At 42.5% G+C, this 22,606-nt stretch carries 18 protein-coding genes; 10 read left to right on the top strand and 8 right to left on the bottom strand.

Going from position 1 to position 22,606, the window contains the following annotated elements; all coding sequences use genetic code 11:
• The first annotated feature begins 126 nt into the window (after window positions 1-126).
• Window positions 127-807 carry a hypothetical protein gene (locus tag V7K84_RS13030; RefSeq protein ID WP_334838582.1) on the top strand — a complete coding sequence of 227 codons (681 nt, stop codon included), beginning with the start codon at window positions 127-129 and terminating at the stop codon, window positions 805-807.
• A gap of 105 nt (window positions 808-912) precedes the next feature.
• Here V7K84_RS13030 and V7K84_RS13025 read toward each other — a convergent pair whose 3' ends face one another.
• Together V7K84_RS13025 and V7K84_RS13020 are read right to left on the bottom strand one after the other, a co-directional pair.
• Window positions 913-2,424 carry a BamA/TamA family outer membrane protein gene (locus V7K84_RS13025; protein WP_334838580.1) on the bottom strand — a complete coding sequence of 504 codons (1,512 nt, stop codon included), beginning with the start codon at window positions 2,422-2,424 and terminating at the stop codon, window positions 913-915.
• 72 nt (window positions 2,425-2,496) lie between these two features.
• On the bottom strand, window positions 2,497-3,309 hold the full coding sequence (locus V7K84_RS13020) for a DUF3598 family protein (RefSeq protein ID WP_334838578.1): 813 nt from the start codon (window positions 3,307-3,309) through the stop codon (window positions 2,497-2,499).
• A gap of 141 nt (window positions 3,310-3,450) precedes the next feature.
• Here V7K84_RS13020 and V7K84_RS13015 point away from each other — a divergent pair, with 141 nt between their 5' ends.
• Entirely contained in the window at window positions 3,451-3,711 is a 261-nt protein-coding gene (locus V7K84_RS13015) for a hypothetical protein (protein WP_334838577.1), read from the top strand.
• Window positions 3,712-3,732: 21 nt separating this feature from the next.
• On the opposite strand, the gene V7K84_RS13010 is transcribed toward V7K84_RS13015, so the two are convergent.
• A complete protein-coding gene (locus V7K84_RS13010; protein ID WP_334838576.1) occupies window positions 3,733-4,635 on the bottom strand; it encodes a cell division protein FtsX in 903 nt (300 codons plus the stop codon).
• A gap of 383 nt (window positions 4,636-5,018) precedes the next feature.
• Between V7K84_RS13010 and V7K84_RS13005 the strand changes: the two genes are divergently transcribed.
• The 3 genes from V7K84_RS13005 (at window position 5,019) to V7K84_RS12995 (ending at window position 6,563) form a co-directional block, all read left to right on the top strand.
• Complete coding sequence (locus V7K84_RS13005) at window positions 5,019-5,306, top strand: Mo-dependent nitrogenase C-terminal domain-containing protein (protein WP_334838575.1); 288 nt, start codon at window positions 5,019-5,021, stop codon at window positions 5,304-5,306.
• A 478-nt stretch (window positions 5,307-5,784) separates the two neighbouring features.
• On the top strand, window positions 5,785-6,348 hold the full coding sequence (def, locus tag V7K84_RS13000; protein ID WP_094351395.1) for a peptide deformylase: 564 nt from the start codon (window positions 5,785-5,787) through the stop codon (window positions 6,346-6,348).
• Window positions 6,349-6,359: 11 nt separating this feature from the next.
• Window positions 6,360-6,563, top strand: a complete 204-nt coding sequence (locus V7K84_RS12995) for a hypothetical protein (protein WP_094351396.1) — start codon at window positions 6,360-6,362, stop codon at window positions 6,561-6,563.
• Window positions 6,564-6,626: 63 nt separating this feature from the next.
• On the opposite strand, the gene V7K84_RS12990 is transcribed toward V7K84_RS12995, so the two are convergent.
• The 4 genes from V7K84_RS12990 to V7K84_RS12975 form a co-directional block, all read right to left on the bottom strand.
• On the bottom strand, window positions 6,627-10,154 hold the full coding sequence (locus tag V7K84_RS12990; RefSeq protein ID WP_334838574.1) for an NB-ARC domain-containing protein: 3,528 nt from the start codon (window positions 10,152-10,154) through the stop codon (window positions 6,627-6,629).
• A gap of 346 nt (window positions 10,155-10,500) precedes the next feature.
• Window positions 10,501-11,847: an efflux RND transporter periplasmic adaptor subunit gene (locus V7K84_RS12985; RefSeq protein WP_334838572.1), complete on the bottom strand. Its 1,347-nt coding sequence runs from the start codon at window positions 11,845-11,847 to the stop codon at window positions 10,501-10,503.
• Window positions 11,848-12,595: 748 nt separating this feature from the next.
• Entirely contained in the window at window positions 12,596-16,075 is a 3,480-nt protein-coding gene (locus V7K84_RS12980; RefSeq protein WP_334838571.1) for an efflux RND transporter permease subunit, read from the bottom strand.
• Window positions 16,076-16,160: 85 nt separating this feature from the next.
• Window positions 16,161-16,709: a PadR family transcriptional regulator gene (locus V7K84_RS12975; protein ID WP_334838569.1), complete on the bottom strand. Its 549-nt coding sequence runs from the start codon at window positions 16,707-16,709 to the stop codon at window positions 16,161-16,163.
• A 752-nt stretch (window positions 16,710-17,461) separates the two neighbouring features.
• On the opposite strand from V7K84_RS12975, the gene V7K84_RS12970 reads away from it, so the two are divergent.
• The 3 genes from V7K84_RS12970 to V7K84_RS12960 all read left to right on the top strand — a co-directional run bounded on the left by V7K84_RS12970 (window position 17,462) and on the right by V7K84_RS12960 (window position 18,920).
• On the top strand, window positions 17,462-17,701 hold the full coding sequence (locus V7K84_RS12970; protein ID WP_334838568.1) for a hypothetical protein: 240 nt from the start codon (window positions 17,462-17,464) through the stop codon (window positions 17,699-17,701).
• Window positions 17,702-17,783: 82 nt separating this feature from the next.
• Window positions 17,784-18,011 carry a hypothetical protein gene (locus V7K84_RS12965; protein ID WP_334838566.1) on the top strand — a complete coding sequence of 76 codons (228 nt, stop codon included), beginning with the start codon at window positions 17,784-17,786 and terminating at the stop codon, window positions 18,009-18,011.
• 90 nt (window positions 18,012-18,101) lie between these two features.
• The gene (locus V7K84_RS12960; RefSeq protein ID WP_334838565.1) at window positions 18,102-18,920 is read left to right on the top strand and encodes a PD-(D/E)XK nuclease family protein; all 819 of its coding nucleotides are present in this window, start codon (window positions 18,102-18,104) and stop codon (window positions 18,918-18,920) included.
• A gap of 62 nt (window positions 18,921-18,982) precedes the next feature.
• Here the strand turns inward: V7K84_RS12960 and V7K84_RS12955 are convergent, their stop codons facing one another.
• The gene (locus V7K84_RS12955; protein ID WP_334838563.1) at window positions 18,983-19,522 is read right to left on the bottom strand and encodes a hypothetical protein; all 540 of its coding nucleotides are present in this window, start codon (window positions 19,520-19,522) and stop codon (window positions 18,983-18,985) included.
• 127 nt (window positions 19,523-19,649) lie between these two features.
• Between V7K84_RS12955 and V7K84_RS12950 the strand changes: the two genes are divergently transcribed.
• Together V7K84_RS12950 and V7K84_RS12945 are read left to right on the top strand one after the other, a co-directional pair.
• Window positions 19,650-20,291, top strand: a complete 642-nt coding sequence (locus tag V7K84_RS12950) for a GNAT family N-acetyltransferase (RefSeq protein ID WP_334838561.1) — start codon at window positions 19,650-19,652, stop codon at window positions 20,289-20,291.
• A 178-nt stretch (window positions 20,292-20,469) separates the two neighbouring features.
• The gene (locus tag V7K84_RS12945; protein ID WP_334838560.1) at window positions 20,470-22,497 is read left to right on the top strand and encodes an amylo-alpha-1,6-glucosidase; all 2,028 of its coding nucleotides are present in this window, start codon (window positions 20,470-20,472) and stop codon (window positions 22,495-22,497) included.
• Window positions 22,498-22,606 lie beyond the last annotated feature (109 nt).

Raw genomic sequence — 22,606 nt, 5'->3', positions numbered from 1 at the left:
TTTGACAGTTTTCTTTTTTGGACAATAGTAATATAAATCGTGAATAAAGTCTTTGACAATTAAGACTTGGTTATGATGTAAGTAAGTTCTAGAGAACTTAGTTAGTTTTTTAACAGGAGAAGTAGGGTGCTTAACAACCTTCATCAGTTATTATCTCCCCGAAAGTGGGGAATTCCCCTTGCGGGCTTAGGCTTACTTCTCGGTTTGGGCTTTCTAGCCAAGCAAACTCAAGTAACATCATTTACAGATTCTCGATTATCATCGGCTCGGATTCACAAAACCTCGGAAAACTCTCTTTTGTCGCAACTTAGAAAAGTTCGAGAGCAAAGAAGTCAACTGAATGCGGCTTCTTCTGGAGGCGGAAAAACAGTACCTACAATCACAGCGCTGGTTCCAGGCGATGGGGGAACTACAAAAAGTGCAGGAGTTTTACCAAAAGCAAGTTTTCCTGAAAAAGATGGGATTTACCTCTATGGTCAATCCCCAAAAGCAAACCAGCTTGGTCAAGGTTATATCATATTTCAAAAGCAGCAGGACAAGGTAAAGGGTGCATTGTATATGCCCCAATCAGAGTTGAATTGTTTTCAGGGTACAATCAACCCTTCAGGAGAGTTGGCAATGACGGTTAATAGTTCGTCAAATGAAGCCAGTTCTGAACAATCGAATCAGGTAGCTACAAGCAATAGACTGCCCAAGGTTGGTGAGGATGAGTCAAATTCTTATGCTTACTCCCTGGCTCTGCAAGACTTTTATCGGTTAAATTCGATCGCAGCTAGCGATCGCCGCACGTTACAAATGTGCAAGTAATCTCCAATATCTTGATTATGTCCTTTTGGACTAGACACACTCAAGCAGCCCTGAGTGTGTTACAAACTAATCCTCAGTAATTTTCTAGAACTTTTCCGCCACCCGTTAAAATCGCTGACCTGTTGTAACTTCAAATCTAAGTTCTCCTCGATCGCTAATTCCTAAATCACCTCGAATCAGCCCAAAGGATGACTTGACGCGCAATCCTAAACCGTAACCAAAACCACTTCCGGGTTTATCTCGTAGCACTCCTGGTTCTCCTAGCACGGTTTCGCTAGACCCGAAATCTGAGGCGAAGTCAGTAAAAAGAACTCCTCCGATTGAGTAAGAAATTGGGAAACGATATTCCACAGAAGCTAAACCATAACTCCGACCACTGGCAACTTTTCCATAACCGTAACCCCTGACAGAATCTAGTCCACCAATATTAAAAGCATCAGCTGGTGGAAAGTCGCCAATAGTCGTACCAATTTGTAAATTAATCGCCAACATTTCTGGATTGTCAGTTGGTCTACCCTTACCGATCCAACTGACTGGTAAATACTGAATATAATCTCCCTGTAGGCGGTTGCTAGAAATATTACCCAATCCAATCGGAATTGCTTGTTCTGTGCTGAGAGTGAGAATCGATCCTTGAGTCGGATTTTCTCGGCGATCGCGTTGATCTCTGGATACAGAAAATAATACTGTATATAAGTCATCAATACCAGTACCACTGACAGATAAAGGATTCCCTAAACTATCGACCTGTACAACTTTATAGTCGCGATCGCGTAGGCTAATTCTGGTATAGTTCAAACTTATAGCTGCATCCCACTCATCAAAAGATTTTAAAACTCCTACAGAACCGCCAAACCTTCCCTCGCGTACTTTGTCACCGTTAGACAATCTGATATCTTCGTTGAAGGTTCCCGATATATTACGATTACGAAAAGCTCTGATGGTGTAGCCTAAGCGGTTTGGTTCTTCAGGACGATAACGACTAGTAAACTGACCATTAAATTGGACATCTTTACCGCTGATTTGTACAGTTGTATCTAATTTATCGTTAAGACCGCTGATATTTTCATCTTTATAACCCACCCGACCGAATAATCCAACATCTTCGTTACTACCGCCTCCTAAGATTAGAGAAGGGAAGTTACGCTCTTTAATTTCATAGATGAGATTAACGCTGTTGGCATCTTCTTGGCGATAAACATTGACTTCATTAAATGACTCTAATCTCCGCAATCGTTGCAAGTCTGCTTCCAGTAAATCTTCACGAAATACCTCACCAGGTTTGAGTTTCAGCAAACCAATGATAAACTCTTTTTGAGTACGTCCTTTAATCGGCTGACCTTTGTCATCGAGCAATCGATCTTTGTTATTAACAAAACGAATCTGGATGTCTTTGACAATTCTTTGGGAAAACTCGGTAGACTGGTTATCTACTGGAGTTAATCCGATATAGCCACCATATTTTGCATACCCTCCTTCTATCTCTAATGTTGGTTTGGTTGCCACAATATTACTAGTGCCATCTTCAGTAGAAGATTGCGAGTCTGCAACGGCCTCTAGATTTTCTCCAGCTATTAAGATGACTGCGATCGCAACTACAGCTATTTGAATATACATAAATAAAGCTTTGTCATTACCCACATTTTGGCAACAGTTAAATATTTGATAAGTAATCAAGCAAAGATGATATCAAAGCTTTCTTTCTTCAGTAACTAAAGTCAAACTAACCCATTCGCCTTTCTCGTTGTAGCTGCGAATCATCCGTTGGCGCAGGTTTGGCTGGATTAACCAACCCACTTCTATAAAAAATGGTTGGCGTAACTGCACTTTGACAGGTGATGTTGCAGAAGCGCCATCTGGTAGAAATAATACTTGCACCTGCCTTTCTGGGTTTTGGTCAAAGAGAACAATCGGGCCTTTGATAGTAGCAGTTGAGGTAATTGTGCGTTCTGCAAAAGAGGTACTTTGAATTAATCGCCCAGCATCATCAAGTTGTAATTTCAAGGTTGTAGAGTAAGTATCAGGCGATCGCAAATCTGGATATATTGTCACTGCTTGGCCTTGCCATTCTCCCAACAAATCATTTATCTGCAAAGTTGGACGTTCATCTGCTGGGGTTCCAGCTAGATGTTCTCGAATTAAGATTAATTCCTTTAGCTGACCAGTATTATCAAACAGTTGTACCAGACGCAAGCGGCGATTTTCATGAACAAAAGCGAGTTCTCCACCAAATTCTGAAAATGGCCCTAGCTGAATTACACCTTCAGAAAAAGAACCATTTTCAAAAAATAGTAGACTCCGCCCCAGAGAACTATATTCTTTAACTAAATCATCTCGTCCAGAACGGCATAGAGTTAAACGCACTGTCTGGTTATTGTTCAAACCTTCTAGGGAAAGACGACTAGGAGTATCATTCAAAAGTGTTCCTTGGGGGGAAAAATTCGTAAATGAACCTTCCCAAACACCGAGATTTTGCAAAAAACATTTCCATTGTGATTTCATAGTGATTTTTTATTTGTCATTGGTCATTAGTCATTAGTCATTTGTTATTTGTCATTGGTCATTTGATTAGCCCTAAGAAGTTGATATGTAGGTTTAATTTCATATTCGTTCAAGCAAAACTTCAGTTATTCTTTTAAAATTTTGAAAATTTCGAGTTTAGAGGTCAAAGTTTTGGGTTTAGAGGTCGAAGTTCTGAGTTCAGAGGTCGGAGTTCCGAGTTCAGAGGTCGAAGTTCCAAGTTCAGAGGTTGAAGTTCCGAGTTCAGAAGTCGAAGTTCCGAGTTCAGAGGTTGAAGTTCTGAATTCAGAGGTCAAAATTCCGAGTTCAGAGGTTGAAGTTCTGAATTCAGAGGTCAAAATTCCGAGTTCAGAGGTCGAAGTTCCAATGACAAAGGACAAATGACCAATGACAAAGGACTAATGACTATCCTTTAGCAAAACGTCGGACAGCAAATAAGCTCCCCATTAATCCTACACCTGCACCGAAACTCAAAAGAATCAGAGGCAATAATAAAATTTCTGCTGGAGTGAGTTGCACTCTGTTGGTGATGACTTGGATAAACTCAGGTTGATTGACTAGCAACTTACCGAGAAACTGTTGAATCACAGAAATGAAACTCCAAGCGATCGCACCACCAACCAAACCAAAGGCAATTCCTTGTAAAATAAACGGCAGGTAAATCCAAACAGAAGTTGCTCCCACTAGTTGCATAATTTCAATTTCCTGGCGACGCGCCATGACAATCAGCCTAATTGTGGTAGTAGTCACTGCGATCGCTGTTAAAGTCAGAATCATCGTAATTGTTAAAGTAATCCAGTTCAGACCCCGGTGCAACTGGGCAATGCGTTTGACTGCTTCATCGACATACTGCACCGTCTCAACTCCTCGTAATTTAGCCAACTGTGTTGCTAAGGTTGGTACAACTTGAGAATTACGTGCTTTCACCTTCATCTCATCAACCAGAGGATTCTCACCTAGCTGCTGGGTAGCACCCTCAATATCAGAAATTCTCATTTCCTTAACTAACTTAGTCCAAGCTTGTTCTTTAGTAATGGTTTTTATCGCCGCCACTTCTGGCATTTTGGCGATTAGTGGCTCAATACTTTCGATTTGCGTATCTGGTTCGAGATAAACTGAGACTTCTAGTTGGCTACCAAACTGATAAAGAAGTTTTTCGACTTGCCAAGAAGTTTGCAGACTCAAGCCGAATAAAAACAGTAACACCGTCACAGTACTGACAGCGGCCCAATTCATCCAACCTCCCCGCAATAAACCGAGGAAAGTTTCTTTCAGCAGATAATCAAGTTTCGTGAAAGATTTAAACACACATCACCTCAAAATTTGAACTTAACGCCAAAGCACTAAGTTCAGCTTTTGCGTTTTTGCGTTAATAACACCACTATTTATAGTCAATGGTGCAAAGTTTGCCAATATATCAGCTTTTATCTATTGCTACTTCCTTCTTCTGTCCTCCTGCTGCCTTGACCATTCACTCGATATTCATACCACTTGCCACAGATATACTCACTATTGCTTCTAACAGTTATTGATAATAATTGGCTAGCTGTTCTAGTTTCTCAGCAATTCTACGGTTCTTTAAACTGACCTCAGAAAAGTGGGGAAATAGTTTGGTATTTATACGATGTTTTTCTCTGGATATCGTAGTAATTTGATAGGGAGAAACAGATTGATGGAAGGAAATTTGAATCATGAACTTCTTAAATAAAGCCAATTTGGACAATAGCTTCTTAAACCAAATCCGCTATCAGCTTGAGTCCGTAGAAATACATAATTCTAATCTAGCCAGACTATTGTGCAAAATAATTCCTTCCAATTGCCCTTTTGCAAGAACTGTTAAAGTTTTTGGTCGGACTCTGTTTCAGATTCCACCTTTATGTAAATTGAACCCTCTTTACGAACAGATAGTTACTCTTCGTTTTAAGTGTTTATTATATTTAGTCAATGAATGTGGTGAAGATGCCAGAAAATATTGCTAAATATAGGTTTACATCAATAAGAAATTGATTGGAGAAATATTTTTACTAAGAAAAATTGTATAGGAATCCTAGTTGCAATCAGATGTGAATCAGAAATAGGCTGAAACGACTTACAATCGATTTCACATTTAAAAGTACTGTTTAATGATGTCAGCCTCGATAAAAGGATCGCTCCAAGTCTGGTACAACATGACTTCACAAGAATTATTTTGGAGATTGGTACTACGTCTAAGATGATGTTTAAAAAGTATTATTGCTAACAATACAACCTCGGAGACCTAACCCCCTAGCAAACCTTACTGACGATAAAATAAGGGTTTCACAGCTTCTGACTCTTGGCATCAGCCTGCCGTTAGGCAAGCAAAAAGAGGAATGGCAACTGGGTTTTTGGTATACTCCAGGACTTTTTAAACATCCTCTAACTGAGATTGATAGAATGAAAATAGTAGGAATTTTCACCATCTAGCCATCGAGACTCATGCCCTCTGAAATTGCTGTCGAGAAAAAAAAGTTAAAAAATCCACCTTTGGAACTTCATTATTTAGGCGATCGCGTGCTGCGTCAAGCTGCAAAGCGGATTTCTAAAGTTGATGACGAACTTCGCCAAATAGTGCGCGAAATGCTGCAAACTATGTACAGCAAAGATGGCATTGGTTTGGCTGCACCCCAAGTAGGAATTCACAAACAACTAATTGTCATCGACCTGGAACCAGAGAACGCAGCTAATCAGCCTTTGGTGTTGATTAACCCCACTATCAAACAAGTCAGCCGCGACCTCTCTGTTGCCCAAGAAGGATGCTTAAGTATTCCCAACGTATATTTAGACGTGAAACGCCCCGAAGTCGTGGAAATCGCTTATAAAGACGAGTACGGTCGTCCCCGGACATTGAAGGCTAATGACCTCCTGGGACGCTGCATTCAGCACGAGATGGATCACCTTAACGGCGTGGTATTTGTAGACCGTGTAGAAAACTCCTTGACTTTAGCCCAGGAGCTATCTAAGAATGGCTTCTCGTATCAAGCGGTGAAACCAATAGCATAGGGGGGGCAATAGTGTATTTAACTCCAAAAAGCAGTTTATTTCTGGGTGGTTCTTGTGTAAGTGCGATCGCAGCCGTTGGTTCGATTTTTGAACTCGGTTACGGACAGCCAGATTTTGGTTTTACAGCCACGGCAATTATCCTGGTATTAAGCATTCCACTTACAGGATTATTTTTCTTTGCCGCAGTTAAGGATGCAAGGGCTAACATGAAATAAGCATCAGGTACATAAAAAAGGTAAAAGGATGAAGGAAAAAGGCAAAATTCATTCTTTTACCTTTTATTTTTGCTCTCCACCTTCCACAGCCCCTAAAGCTTTTAGCGTCACTAACTGCGCTGCGGTTAATCCTGTAACCCCGGTGATATTCATTTTTTCATAGGGTCGTGGCGATCGCAGTGTTCTTACACACTCACCCGTCGATACATCCCAAAGCTTGATTGTCTCATCTTGGCTACCACTAATCAGAGTTTGCCCATCAGGACTAAAGGCAACTGACTTTACCCAATTAGCCCCTTGTAAGGTTTTCAAGCACTTGCCATTATAGACATCCCATAATTTTATCGTTTGGTCTTCACTGGCACTAGCTAAAGTCTGACCATCGGGGCTGAAGGCAACTGACCAGATTCGATTAGTATGTTCTTGCAAGGTTGTGAAGCACTTGCCCATGAAAACATCCCATAACTTCACGGTTTGGTCATCACTGCCACTAGCTAAAGTCTGACCATCTGGGCTGAAAGTAACTGACCTGATCCGATTGCTATGTCTCTCCAAAATATGGAGACATTCTCCTGTATAAATATCCCATAACCTGACTCTTTGGTTTTCACTGCCACTAGCTAAAGTTTGACCATCGGGACTAAAGGCAACCGATCTTACCCAACTGGTATGCCCTTTCAAGGTTTGGAGACATTTTCCGGTGTAGATATCCCATAATTTCACCGTTTGGTCGTCACTGCCGCTAGCTAAAATTTCACCATTCGGACTAAAAGCAACCGATCTAATTCTATTGGTATGTTCCTGCAATTTTTTGAGGCATTGTCCCGTCTGCACATCCCATAATTTAATTGTTTGCTTTTCGCTGCCGCTAGCTAAAATTTGACCATCAGGACTGAAGGCAATTGACCGTACCCAACTGTTATGCCCTTCCAAAATTTTGAGGAATTTATCGTTACGGACATCCCATAATTTCACTGTTTGCTTTTCACTGCCGCTAGCTAAAATTTGACCATCGGGACTGAAGGCAACTGACCTTACCCGATTGCTATGTCCCTGCAAGGTTGTCAAGGATTTACCATCCTGGACATTCCATAGCTTCACTGTTTGGTTTTCGCTACCACTAGCTAAAGTTTGACCATCGGGACTGAAAGCAACCGATCTGACCCGATTGGTATGCCCCTGGAAGGTTTTCAGACATCTACCATCACGAAGATCCCATAATTTCACGGTTTGGTCGTCACCACCGCTAGCTAAAGTTCGACCATCGGGACTAAAGGCAACCGACCAAACCCGATTGGTATGTCCCTGTAAGGTTTTCAGACATTTACCATCACGAAGATCCCATAATTTCACGGTTTGGTCGTCACTGCCAGTAGCTAAAATTTCACCATCGGAACTAAAAGCAACCGATCTTACCCAACTGCTATGTCCCTGGAAAATTTTCAGACATTTACCATCACGAACATCCCATAACTTCACTGTTTGCTTTTCACTGCAACTAGCTAAAGTTTGACCATCGGGACTGAAGGCAACTGACATAATTCGATTGGTATTTCCCTGCAAAGTTATCAGACATTTGCCGATGTGGACATTCCATAACTTTATTGTTTGGTCTTCACTGCCACTAGCTAAAGTTTGACCATCGGGACTAAAGGCAACCGATCTTACCCAATTACCATGTCCGTGCAAGGTTTTCAGACATTTACCATCACGAACATCCCATAATTTCACTGTTTGGTCATCACTGCCACTAGCCAAAGTTTGACCATCGGGACTGAAAGCAACTGATTTTACCCAACTGCTATGTCCAATACAGGTAAAAAGTAGCTTTCCATCGTCAACTTGCCACAAGTAAGTCTTGCCATCAGCATCACCCGTAGCCAAAAGTTTTCCATTCGGGCTAAATGCTACTGACGAAATACTAACTAATGTTTCTGAAAAAACGCATTTAGCTAGATCGGTATTGGCAAAATTTACCCGATGCAAATTCACACTTTGTAAATATGCTTGCCAAATAGTCAGATTTGAAAAGTCATAGCCGCTAAAATCAGTTTGTAGTTGACAAAGAATATTTAACAGATTTCCACCTGCATATCCTGCTGTTTGGGGAGCTTGTCGCAGGGACAATAAAATTTGATATAGATGATGTTCAATATTTTTAGCATATCTAAAAATAGTTGATAACCTATCTATAATTGGTTTAATAATCAGGGTAATCTGAGTGTTTCTAATATAATCTTTGGCCGTAGCTTCCATTAAAGCATGGCTGATAAATAGTCTAATATTACGAGTGGTAATTTCGTCACAAACCTGTTCAATCAGTTGGTCGGTGATGTATTCCATCACCACAGACTGGAGCGTGAAAAGTGCTGTTCTTTGTTCAATTAGCGATCGCCTCCGTAGAGATTCTAGCGCTTCCATCACTTCCCTTTTGGTCAAAGGACGCACAATATCATTTAGCAATTCGTCTAGAGAAACTAACTCGCGCTTGATTGCTAGCCAATAAATTATTTCTTTTTCGATCTCTGACAACCGCTCAAATTGCTGGTGTAGTAAATTTCGGGTGTCACCAAAAATTATCTCTCCTTCAGCTAGAAAGGCAGCGATATCACCACCAAATAACTCCCGAATTGGCTCAGAAACTAGCTTTAACGCCAAAGGATTGCCTGAATACTTCTCAACTAGCTTGGCCCATTCCTGTGGTAAGCCAAATAACCCTTTATCCTGGAGAATTTCTTGCCCTTCTGTTTCTCCTAAGCCAATTAACGATAATGTTCTGACTGGTGATGCTTCTCCTTCTAAAGAAGCAAATTCTTTTGGTTTTTCACGAGATGTTAGCAGCAAACAGCTTTGATGTGGTTCTTCCCCTACCCGCCTAATTAGTTGACCATAATCTTTGTATTCTTGTCTATATTGTCCGGCGCGATCGCCTTCTTGTAAAATTGTCTCTGTATTATCAAATACCACAAGACAACGATGCTCTCGTAAATAATTAATCAGCAGCGTTACTTTACCATCTACGCTTTCCGGCAAATCTGTTTCTCTCTCATCAGATAAAAACCCGATCAGGTTTGCTAACATCTCTGCAACGGGTGGCGCATTGCGGAGACTCCGCCAAATCAAATACTCAAAATTCTCCTGAACTTCCTTTGCCAGTTTCACCGATAAAGCAGTTTTGCCGATTCCGCCCATTCCCAATATTGCCACTAGCTGGCAGTTATCCTTAATGAGCCACTGCGTTAACTGAGACAATTCTGCTATGCGTCCTCGAAAAAAGCAGACACCAGGCGCTTCACCCCAATCTTGACGGTTTTGGGTAATGGATTTCTGAGTCTGTGAAGATGCTTGATACTCAGATTCTATAACTTGTTGTAACTTAGTGAGCTTACCTGGGCCGCTACCAGTAACATTAAATTTCTTGTAAACTTCGCTTAATCTTTTGCGTACTGCCTCGGCACTGATTGCCAATGTTTTCGCGATCGCATTTGGCGATTGTCCCTCAACAGCATATAAAAACACTTCTATCTCGCTGCTAGACAAGCACCGTTTTTCGGCAAAAGCCAAAAGAACGTTTTCGGGAATGACACTCATACTCACACAAAGACATATTACAAACCAATGTTATCTCACATAGTGAGATAACATTACTGCCAATCCGTTATCCCCTCAATATTTCGAGGTAGACATTTGTTGCTTTGAGAATGCTTTCTTGGGCTTTGTCGTTCTTGTTCTGACGGGGTGCGCGATCGCACGGATGAGTTTAGTCTACCTCACCTAAACAGTGCTGAGTAACGAGTGCTGAGTTTAGGAGTTAGAGTTAGGAGTAGGAGTTAGGAGTTAAAAATTTATTATTCTCCCCCTGCTCCCCTGCTCCCCTGCTCCCCTGCTCCCCTGCCCCTCTGCCCCCCTGCTCCCAACGATAATTCTTTACGCCGATCTACTTAGTTTGTGCAACTGGCTGCACGCGCAAACCCTCTGTCTCATCAACCGTAGGAGTGGCAATCAGCGATTCATTTCCTGTCAGACCTGAAGTAATTTCTACTTCAGTACCATAATCTCGCCCAACGGCAACTTTTTGATAATGCACTGTGTTGTCTTTGGTTACAGTTGCTACCTGCGTACCTCCGCCATTAACGACTAAAACACTATCTGGCACAACAAAAGGAGGATTGGTGCGGTTAATGGCAAATTTGACATTGGCATACATCCCAGGTCGCAGCGTCGCGTCTGAATTGTGTACTTCTAATTGTGTCAGTAAAGTGCGAGTAGTTGGATCTATAGCGTTGCTAGTACGCACTACTTTACCCGTAAACACTCGTTGGGGTAACTCTCTAACTGTAATTTGTGCTGTTTGTCCAGTTTGAAGTGACTGTGATAAACTCTGTGGAACACTCACATTTACCTTTAGATTGTCATAAGCAGCAATAGTATAAAGGCTGCTATTGCTAGTGTTAGTGTTGCTGGTATTGGTGTTGCCATTACCTGCTGAAATTAAAACACCTGTATTGACGTTACGTGCAGTAATCACTCCTGCAAAAGGAGCAGTGACTTTCTTATAAGATTGCAATACGGTATTACGCTGGAAGTTTGCTTGACTTGCGTAGGCGTTAGCTTGTGCTGCTTTGATATTGGCAGAGTCAGAATTAATAGTGTTTTGTGCTGCCTCAACGCTGGCAAGATTAGCTTGATATGTAGCATATTTTGTATCTGCATCTTGTTGAGGTACTGCACCTTCTTTGACAAGAACTTGCCAGCGCTCCCAACTCTGACGTGCTATCAATAAATTAGCGCGGGCTTGCTTCAAATCAGAAATACTTTTAGCTAAATTAGCACGAGTTTGAGACACATTGGCTTGTGCTTGCACTACCTCTGCCTTTGCTTGCAGAACTTGCTGATCGGTGTCTGGTGAATCAATTTCTGCCAACAACTGACCGGCTCGGACGCGATCGCCAATATCTGCGTACCACCGCCGTAAATACCCAGTACTGCGAGCGTAGATGGTCGTTTGATTCTGGGCTACAACACTGCCAGGTAGTTCCACTTTGGTAGCACCAGTAGCGCGACGGGGAGTGATTACATTGACTGAGGGTACAGTGCTTGCTTCCTTGACTGCTGCTTGTAATTCTGACTTTTGGCTTAACCGGGGTAGAATACCTCTTGCCAGTAAGCTACCAAAAAAAACAACACCAATTACAGCCCAACCAATTGCACCAATGCCGCGTTTTTGTTTTCTAGAAGTCGTTTGTTGTTCAGAATCAGGAGATGGACGATGCTGAGAATCCATAGGTAAACTGTCCTGTATTATCTTAATTTGCAGAAATTTAGCAGCTAGAGTCATTACCATTATTAGACTTCTTGCAGAAGTGCCATTCGGGTAAGGGGTAAAGGGGAAAGCAGCTTAGAGGATGTTTTAAAAGTGGTTGGCTGTAATTTTAGGCACTTGTTGATCCCCCCAACCCCCCTTAAAAAGGGGGGCAAACTTTCTCAAAGTCCCCCTTTTTAAGGGCAGGGCTGTTTCATTCCCTAAAAGACTCTGATTTACAAGCGTTTCAACCAAAAAAGTCAGGTGACTAAAAAATCTGATTGGGCAATAAAATCGCGATCGCACTTAAATTTACTCGTTGAGGTGGTAGCTTTTCTTTTCCCCAATCAAGCAAATTTCTGACTCATACTCTTGACAAAATCTTTAAGAGATCGAATGAAACAGCCCTGCTTTTTAAGGGGAGCCACTGCGGTCTTGGGGGTCTCCCCCATGAGCAAGTGGCGTGGATTTAGGGGGATCTAAAACGTTTTTATACCGACCAGAGGACGTTTAAAACATCTTCTTAGAAAAAACTCTTTTCCTTTAACCTTTTCCCCTTTCCCCTACGGTGTACACACAAGTTTCTGACCTGCACCTTTGTTGCATCGACTGGCACTTTAATTGCATTGACCTGCACCTTTGTTGCATTGACCTGCACCTTTGTTGCATTGACCTGCACCTTTGTTGCATTGACCTGCAAAAATTAATCTACCCTACGTAACGTAGTTCTCTATGACTTGCCTTGAGATGATGACAACGAGTAGGCTGTCTTTGGATCTGAGAAATTTAAATCGTCATCATCCTCATCGATAGGACGAGGTGGTTGACGGCGCATAATGCTGTATACAACAGGTACAAAGATCAGAGTAGCGACTGTTGCAGCTGACAAACCGCCAATTACAGCGCGACCCAAAGGTGCATTTTGTTCGCCACCTTCACCAAGACCGAGAGACATTGGCACCATACCAATGAGCATGGCTAAGGCAGTCATCAACACCGGACGCAACCGCGTGTGACCTGCCGCTAGAGCTGCTTTATAGGCATTTTCCCCTTCTGCACGTTGCTCATTTGCAAAAGTAATCATTAGAATACTGTTTGATGTCGCCACACCTATACTCATAATTGCACCCATTAATGAAGGGACGCTTAGAGTAGTCTGGGTAACAAACAACATCCAAACGATCCCTGCTAAGGCGCTTGGCAATGCCATCATAATAATCAGGGGGTCGAGCCAAGATTGGAAGTTCACCACCATTAAGCAGTAAACCAACACAATTGCAAACACAAGTCCTAAACCAAGTCCCAGAAAGGAAGAGTTCATCGTTTGCACTTGCCCACGGATATTAATCTGACTTCCCTTAGGCAATTTTTTCTGATAATCAGCGATGATTCGATTTACATCGCTGGCAACTCCCCCAAGGTCGCGACCAGAGGCGTTAGCGTAGATATCGAAAACTGGCTGAATGTTGTAGTGATTCACAACTTGCATCACTGTGTCGCGTTTGACACTAGCCAAATTACCCAAAAGTTGGGGTGCAGTTTGTCCGTTGCCAACTGGCGTATTTTTCAGGCTGTCAATAGAGTCAAGTTTATATTGAGGAACTTGTACAGCCAGGGTGTAACTCACGCCTTTTTTGGGATCGAGCCATTGGTTAATTGCAGCTTGACCGCTTGAACTTAAGGAAGTGAGGACGCTATTGGCAACATCACGCTGGGTCATACCCAATTGTTGAGCTTCAGTGCGATCGACATCAAGACGTAATTTGGGAGCATCGACAACTTGCTGGAGATGTACATCTACAGCCCCAGGAATGCGCGTCATCCGTGCGGCGATTTGTTGGGCAATTTCAAAGTTGGCTTTTGAGTTTTTCAGAGGGCCAGATATTTGCACGTCAACAGCAGCAGGCAAACCGAAATTGAGAATTTGAGTCACAATATCAGCCGGCTCAAAAAAGAAAGTGTAGTTGGGAAATGTCGCTTTCAATTTCTGGCGGAGTTCCTTGACGTAAGAAAAAGTTTCACCAGATTCTTTTAGGGAGACAAGAATATCAGCATCAGCCTGTCCAATTGTCGCGCCGTTGTAGCCATAAGTAAGGTTAATGCCACTGGTGGGTAAGCCGATGTTATCCAAAATCAGAGCGAGATTCTCTTTCGGTACAGTTTGGCGGATAACGCCTTCAACTTGGCTGACAATTCTTTCTGTCTCTTCCAAACGAGTACCAGGTAAGGCTCGAACATGGAGGCTAAACTGTCCACCATCGACTTCAGGGAAAAAGTCTTGACCGACGAACGGCAACAAAACTCCTGCACTGACGATAAAAGCACCAAATAACACAAAGACTATGCGGCGGTGACTTAATGCTGAGGCCAAGACGTTGTAGTACCAACTGCGAAGCTTCTCAAATTGTCGGTTAAACTTTTCGTGTAACCGCCATATCCAATCTTTCTTCACAGGTTCGGCAGTTGTCGTTGCTGCCTCTTCTGTTTGCTGGTGGTTATCGCTATGACCATTATTGTTTTGGACTGGCGAATGGGTGTGGCGATCGCGATTATCATGGATTTCGACTAGCGAATGGGTGTGGCGATCGCTATGACCATTATTGTTTTGGACTGGCGAATCAGTATGGTGGTTGTCGCTATGACCATTATTGTTTTGAACTGGCGAATCTATATCTATATTATGGTTGTCGCTATGACCATTACCATCCTCGCTTTCTCTATGCCAGTCTACTTCATGTGGTAGGAGATAGCTTGCCATTGTCGGGACTACAGTCCGAGATAGCACATAGGAAGCAAGCATTCCAAATACTACTGCCATCGCTAGCGGGACAAATAGGTACTTTGCCACTCCACTGAGAAACACGACTGGCACAAAGACAATACAAATACATAATGTTGCTACAAGTGCTGGAGTGGCGATTTGCTGCGCCCCATCTAAGATTGCTCGCTTGATGGGTTTACCTTGTCCGAGATTTCGATGGATATTTTCAATTTCTACGGTGGCATCATCTACCAAAATACCAACAGCTAAGGACAATCCACCTAAGGTCATGATGTTGAAAGTTTGTCCCAAACGACTCATCACAATAATTGAAACCAGCATTGAGAGAGGAATCGATACGGCTACAATTACGGTGCTGCGCCAACTTCCCAGGAAAATCAAAATCATCAGCGCGGTGAGACAGGCTGCAATCAATCCTTCTTTGAGAACGCCTTCAATAGAAGCTTTCACAAATATAGATTGATCGAACAAAAACGCTAAATTCAGTTCTGGGGGCAAGGTGGATTGGATGCGAGGCAAAGTTTTTTTGACTCGCTCGATCACATCAATGGTTGAGGCATTGCCACTCTTCAGGATACTAAGTAAGCTCGATCGCCTGCCATTCTGACGTACAATATTTGACTGCACGCCAAAGCCATCTCTTACCTGTGCGACATCACGAATGGAAATGACAGTACCATTAACTTGCTTAATCGGTAAGTCATTGAGGGCTTCCACCACACTTGGACTATTGTTGATTTGGACGGCGAAATCGCGATCGCCTATTTTCATATCCCCTGCCGGCAAAACCAGGTTTTGGGCACTGACAGCATTAGTCACATCTTGAGCAGAAATGCCATTAGCCAACATCGCTTGGGGATCGATATCAACCATAATTTGCCGAGGTTTACCACCATAAGGCAGAGGTACACTCGCTCCTTGCACTGTTGCTAATTGGGTGCGGACGAAGTTGGTAGCATAGTCGAAGAGTGCTTCTTCCGGCAAGGTTTTGCTACTGACACTCATCTGGATAATCGGCACCGAAGAAGCGTTGTATTGAATGATGAATGGCGGTGTAATCCCAGGTGGCAAAGGGCGGAGAATTGTTTGGCTGACGGAGGTAATTTGAGCGACTGCTGAGGCGATATTAGCGTTGGGTTGGAAAAAAACCTTGACAACACTAACACCGCTCAAAGATTGAGACTCAATGTGTTCGATGTCACCAACAGTTGTTGTCATAGCGCGTTCGCTAATGGTGACGATTCGCTGTGCCATTTCCTCAGATGTGGTACCAGTGTAAGTCCAAACTACGCTGACAACCGGAATGTTAATTGCCGGAAAAATGTCAACTGGTGTACCAAATATCGTGACTGCACCCAGAATCGCAATCATCAAAGCGGCGATCGCGAATGTATACGGAAGACGTAAAGCAATTTTGACGATCCACATAGTTAGTTAGGATACTTCAAAAGTTTTTGGTGTTAAAGCTGTTCTACTCATCACTCATCACTCATTACTCATCACTCATCACTCATTACTCATTACTCATTATTGAGGTTGGCGTTTGAGCTAATTGCAGTTGTTCTGTTTGGAGTTGCTCAACTAACCACTCAATCTCCGATTTGATGACTTCAAATGCCCGCCTTTGCACTTTCGCTTGATATAAATCATCACTAATTTCAACTGCTTTCTTCTCTGCAAGGCGTAATTGACATGACATTAATCGATGTTCAATTAACTGCACTCGTTCTTCCGGTAATAAATGGCTAAAGAAAAAAAATTTGATTAGGAATCGCGATCGCATATTCACCCAGCTTTCATGAGGATATGCCAGCATCTCTTGATACCAAGTGTTTTTGCCGAGGGATGTAATCTCATATACTTTTCCACAATGTCCGCCTTCTTCTCCTTGTTCTGGACATAAGCTCACTTCACCTTGTTCTTCCATGCGCTTCAATAGAGGATAAATCGCGCCATAGTTGACACAAATACTGCAACTCATAAACATCTCTAGTTGCTGTTTGAGCCGATAACCATTTAAAGGCTCTCGCTGTAATAAACCTAATACTGCCAACTTCAGCATTTTGATATATCAATCTGATATGTCGATCAACAATATCAAATTGAGCCTTTTTAGCCAAGTACTTAAGGTTCAATTGTCAGCATTCTCTGTCATGCCGCAGGATGCTAGCCGGATAAATTATCTGTGGGGTAGGAGCAAGTGAGACGCCTACCTCACAATAGGTGGTTGAGTATTTTTATTTATTTGAAAGTCCTTTAGTGCCAAAACTGAGGATTCATTGGGGAATTTCAGCAGGATTTGTAGTATCTTATGCTATTTAAATAATTTTCTCTACAGTTTACCTTGACCTAAGTAACTAAGTTACTTGACCTAGAAACTAAGTTACTTTATAGTTAGTTTAACAGTAGAAACCACGGTGACTTAGTAAGGTTACGGGTGAATTAAAGAAACTTAGTGAGTAAGGCATAAAGGCAAAGACTGGAACTGCAAATTCTGAAAAAGGCAAGTATACAAATTGCCTGTAGGAATTTCGAGAGTTCAATGCGCTTAGAAGCACAGAACGCGCACTACGCGCATTGAACGCCTAATTTTTGATATCCAGATTGCCCTGGTAATTCATCAAAGAGCTTAATTTTTCATGAGCCGCAAATATCAAAACCACCTTTGTTGGTATTCCCACACCACTCAGGAGTAGGACTTTTGTCTATCTTGACTTGGTAGGAGCAAAACTGTGGAGATTCGCTGTTTCCTTAGTGTGGTCGGGGGAGCGCAAACTGCTACCTAGATTCAACTTTCAAAACAGGAAAAAAACTATGAAACCCAGTCTCAAAGATAACGATAATCTGTTGTTCAAGTGGTTTTGTATAGGACTCAAATATTTTCTGCTGGGGCTGCTGGGGCTGGGAATAGCCTTTGTTGTGTCTCACACTTTAGGGGCAAATGCGATCGTTGGGATACTTTTATCTGCAAGTCTACGGTCATGGGTTGCGAGGATAGCGATTTTCCTAGTCTGCCTATTTGCGATCGCCATGATGTTCGAGTCTTGGGGTTGAGACTCATACTGACCATAAATAGCCTTTAGCTGAGTGAAGTTCAGCTAAAGGCTTCGTAATCTTTTCACTTGGAGATCGTATCATGCCTAACAACAACAACGGCTCTGGGGTAGAAACATTTTCGCCACTTTTAATCATCTTAGTGGCAGGGTCAATTTCTTTAGCGATCGTTAACAAAGCTAATCACCCAGCATATTTTGACATAGTTAAAATAGCTATAGCCTACAGCTTTGGCTCAATCAAGTCCCAAGGAAAAAGCAAACATTCCGACGATCGCCAGGATGAGGTAGATCGAGACGAGTTGAAATAGCAGACGTGAAGGCAGTAAAAAACAGGTATTTTTTACTGATAGTCTGCCAAAGGTGAGTTGCAGATTATAATTTACTTCTAAAATAGAAGAATGCTGTCAACTCCCACTCAACTATTGCGACTGTCTCAAGGACAACTTAACTTACTAGAAACTTGTCCGCGTAAATTTCAACATACCTATCTCGAAAAACTTAATTCTCCCTCAAATCCAGAACAAGAAGAACGGCTCACTTTGGGTAGTCGTTTTCACTTGCTAATGCAACAGCGAGAAATGGGTTTGCCAATTGATAGTTTCCTGGAAGCAGATGCTCAACTGCAAAGCTGGATGCTAGGTTTTGCCGATGCAGCGCCAGAAATTTTAACGGCTGCATCTGATAATCAAACTTTCCGTGAAAGCGAACACTACCGAACCTTGCAAGTTCAGGATTATTTGCTCACAGTTATCTATGATTTATTGATTGCAGATAACCAACAAGCGCAAATTCTCGACTGGAAAACTTATCCTAAACCACCCAACAAACGCAAGTTAGAATCCAACTGGCAAACACGGCTTTATCTGTATGTATTGGCAGAAACTAGCGACTATTTGCCAGAAAAGATTTCCATGACTTATTGGTTTGTCCAATCTGAAGGCAAACCGCAAAATATTAAATTTAATTACAGTACTGCTCAACACGCACAAACAGGAAAGAAACTTAATCAACTATTAAGTCAGTTAACTAATTGGTTGGAAAATTACCAAAATAACCAGCAGTTTCCCCAAGTAGTGGAAGGTAGCAAAACCTGTGATTCTTGTCAGTTTGCCAAACGTTGCGATGCCTACGGCGGTAAACTACGCATCCAATCTACTGAAGAAGCAGTGAAAGACTCATTGCCAAGTTTTGACAGTATTGAAGAAGTCTCACTTTGAGTTGATCCGCAGAATTGTGTTGCTAAAACAGATTTCTTATACCTGTAGACTGTTGCATAAAATCAAAAAGTAATGTAAATTCCTTTGTCTAAATCTAAAGCATTTGCAAGCATTTTTATTAAAAGAGCTAGATTCGGTAAATACTCTTTTTTTTCATTCAATAACAAATTAAGCAATTCAAAGTTATTCTTCACTTGCTCAAGAGATTGAAAATACGACCCCATTTTGCCAGGGTTAAAATAGTTTCCTGTAATGCCGAAATTTTTACCTAGCAAGGGAGATATATCTTTATCCAGTTCATTGAGTAACATATCATAGAGAGGCAACCAATCATAACCAAGTCCAATATCACATTGAGGATTATAATACTTGGTAATTGCAAAATCACCATACTGGCTTATGTCATTTGTCTCGATCGTTTTTTTCCAGAAAGAATCTAAAGGTTCACCTTCATCAGGATATTTCAGGTATGAAAAATTATTTTCGATAAAGGTAATCAATTCGTTGCTTTGGTTAAGAACAAGTGCATTTACTAAGATATCAGCCAATTCTTGAAGAAACGTATCGTAATCAAAGACAAATGCTTTATGCTCCATTGACATTTTTTAAAATTCCTTGTCGCCAAAATTCAACATAGTGGTGTTAGCTCACAAAATAAATCTTCTTAAATAGTTGAGAACCCTAAAAGCCCGTAATCATCTATTAAAATAAATCACAACTTCTAAATTTATGTCAACTTTTGATGAAACTGAAGCAATTTATGTGCGCGAATTAGGAATTGACGACATTGCTCCCGTTTACCACTTGGGAGAAGGCTTATTTACCAGTGATTTATATCCTTATTTATACCGCACCTGGGACGAATGGGAGGTGATTGGACTTTACAACACCGATCCAGAATACTGTCTTGTGGCTGAGACAGACGGGGAATTAGCAGGATTCATTTTAGGAACCATCATCACCAAAGCATCCTGGACTTACGGGTATATTTTATGGCTGGGAGTTAGTCCAAAGTATCAGCGTCGGGGAGTAGCAGACAAGTTGGTTGATAAAGTCGTTGCCCGGATGATTGAAGATGGGGCGCGGTTTATGCTGGTAGATACTGACCCCACCAATACTTCAGCATTAAAGTTTTTTAGTCGCAAAGGTTTTGGTAATACTCGCCAGCATATTTTCTTGTCGATGAATTTAAGCAAGCATGAATATTATGGCAGATTGATTGATTACGAACACCAAAAAGCTGAAAGAGCCGGTTACAAGCGATCGCGTCCAGCAATTCGTGCCCGTAAAGCTGATAGTGTAGCTAATGAAGTCGTTCTCAATCCTCTAGCGAATGAATCTCCAATAACTGAGGAGCAATCTCCAACCTAACAAAAGTTAGGAGTAGCCCTTTCAAGGTGGGTAAAATTTTGGGACGAGCATTTCTCCGTGTTCTCTGTGCCTCTGTAGTTCAATAAATTACTTTCCAACCGCAGAGGCAGAGAGAACGCAGAGAGAAAAGCATGATAGCGATTGTTAATTTTGAATTTAGAGCAAAGTGGCGTGACTTATGTGTATAGAATTTGGGCGGGAAATCTGCGGCAATCTTGACATTGCAGAATCGCGGGAGTGGTTAGTTACTAACGGTATTGGTGGTTACGCCTCTGGAACTGTGGCTGGTTTATTGACTCGCCGCTATCACGGACTATTGGTAGCAGCATTGAAACCACCTCTAGGTCGTACCTTAATGGTGGCAAAACTAGATGAAACTGTCCTGTACGATACTCGCTCTTATTCTCTAGACACCAATCGTTGGGCTGATGGTATTGTCAGTCCCCAAGGTTATCAAAATATTGAACGTTTTTCTCTGGAAGGTACAATTCCTGTATGGCATTTTGCTGTTGCTGATGCCTTATTAGAAAAACGGGTGTGGATGCAACAAGGCGCGAACACAACTTATGTTCAATATACTTTGCGTCGTGCCACTCAACCGCTAAAGTTGACGCTCAAAGCAATAGTCAACTACCGCGATTATCACAGCGACACTCAATGCAATGGTTGGCAGATGTCTGTAGAGGAGGTGGAACAGGGGATTTGTGTAACTGCTTATCCGGGTGCTGTACCACTATATCTACTGAGTGATTCACCTAAAGGCGATGCCTACGGCGGCAAGCTACGCAACGCTTCACGCCCTAGTGTCTCTGTTGTCCACAATTGGTATCATGGTTTTGACTTAGCAGTTGAACGCTATCGGGGATTGAGAGATAAAGAAGACCACCTCCACGTCGCCACCTTTGAAGTTACACTAAATCCTGGGGAAGCGATCGCCTTTGTAGCCAGCACAGAAAAACAACCAAATCTCAACGGTGAAGCGGCACTCAAGTTACGTCGCGCTCAAGAGCAGAAATTAACAGGATTTTGGAAAACTAATCGACCTCTCAAGACGAAGGAATCACCTAGCTGGATCGACCATCTAGTACTAGCTGCTGACCAGTTTCTTGTCGATCGCTCATTACCAGAAGACCCCTACGGCAAAAGCATCATCGCTGGTTATCACTGGTTTAGCGACTGGGGACGCGACACCATGATTAGTCTACCTGGTTTGACAATTTCCACTGGTCGCCCAGAAGTAGCACGCTCAATTCTTCGCACCTTTGCCAGATACGTAGACCAGGGAATGTTACCTAATCGCTTTCCTGATGCGGGTGAGCAACCAGAATATAATACAGTCGATGCCACTCTCTGGTACTTTGAAGCAGTCCGCGCCTACTACAGCGCTACAGACGATGATACTTTGCTTGGTGAACTTTTTCCCATACTTGCAGACATCATTGATTGGCACTGTCGCGGTACACGCTACAACATTCACCTCGATGCCGCCGATGGCTTACTTTATGCAGGCGTTGCAGGCGTACAACTCACCTGGATGGATGCCAAGGTTGACGATTGGGTAGTTACGCCGCGAATTGGCAAACCGATTGAAGTTAATGCCCTCTGGTACAATGCTCTACGGACAATGGCCAAGTTTGCCCGTCACCTTGGTAAACCACACCAAGAATATGAGGCAATGGCAGAGCGGGCAAAGTATAGATTTTCTCGCTTCTGGAATGAAGAGACTGGTTATTGCTATGACCTTTTAGACAGTCCTGATGGTGATGATGCGGCGTTACGTCCTAACCAAATATTTGCTGTGTCATTACCAGAAAGTCCGCTGACACCTGCCCAGCAAAGGGGCGTGGTGGAAGCTTGCGGGCGATCGCTGCTGACTTCTTATGGATTGCGATCGCTTTCCCCCGATCGTACTCAATACCAGGGTAAATACGGTGGCAATCAGTATCAACGGGATGGAGCCTACCACCAGGGAACGGTTTGGGGTTGGTTGTTGGGGCCGTTCGTCTTAGCACACCTGCGCGTCTACAAAAATCCCGAACAGGCTCGTCAATTTTTGGAACCAATGGCTAATCACCTCAACGCCCACGGTGTTGGCAGTCTCAGTGAGATTTTTGATGGTGATGCTCCGATGACTCCACGGGGATGTATTGCCCAAGCGTGGACAGTGGCAGAGGTTTTGCGTGCTTGGTTGGCGACAACGAGTTGATATGCCGAACCGTGGTTTGTCTGCAAAGTCGATTTTGTCAAGAATTTTTAAGAAATTAACATCCTTCAGAAAAGGAAAGACGTAATGCTGAAGTAATCCTCAAAAGTTT

The organism is Nostoc sp. (assembly GCF_036917315.1).
Taxonomy (GTDB): domain Bacteria; phylum Cyanobacteriota; class Cyanobacteriia; order Cyanobacteriales; family Nostocaceae; genus Nostoc.
The sequence above is the reverse complement of the archived record's forward strand: the minus strand, read 5'-3'. Positions and strand labels throughout refer to the sequence as shown.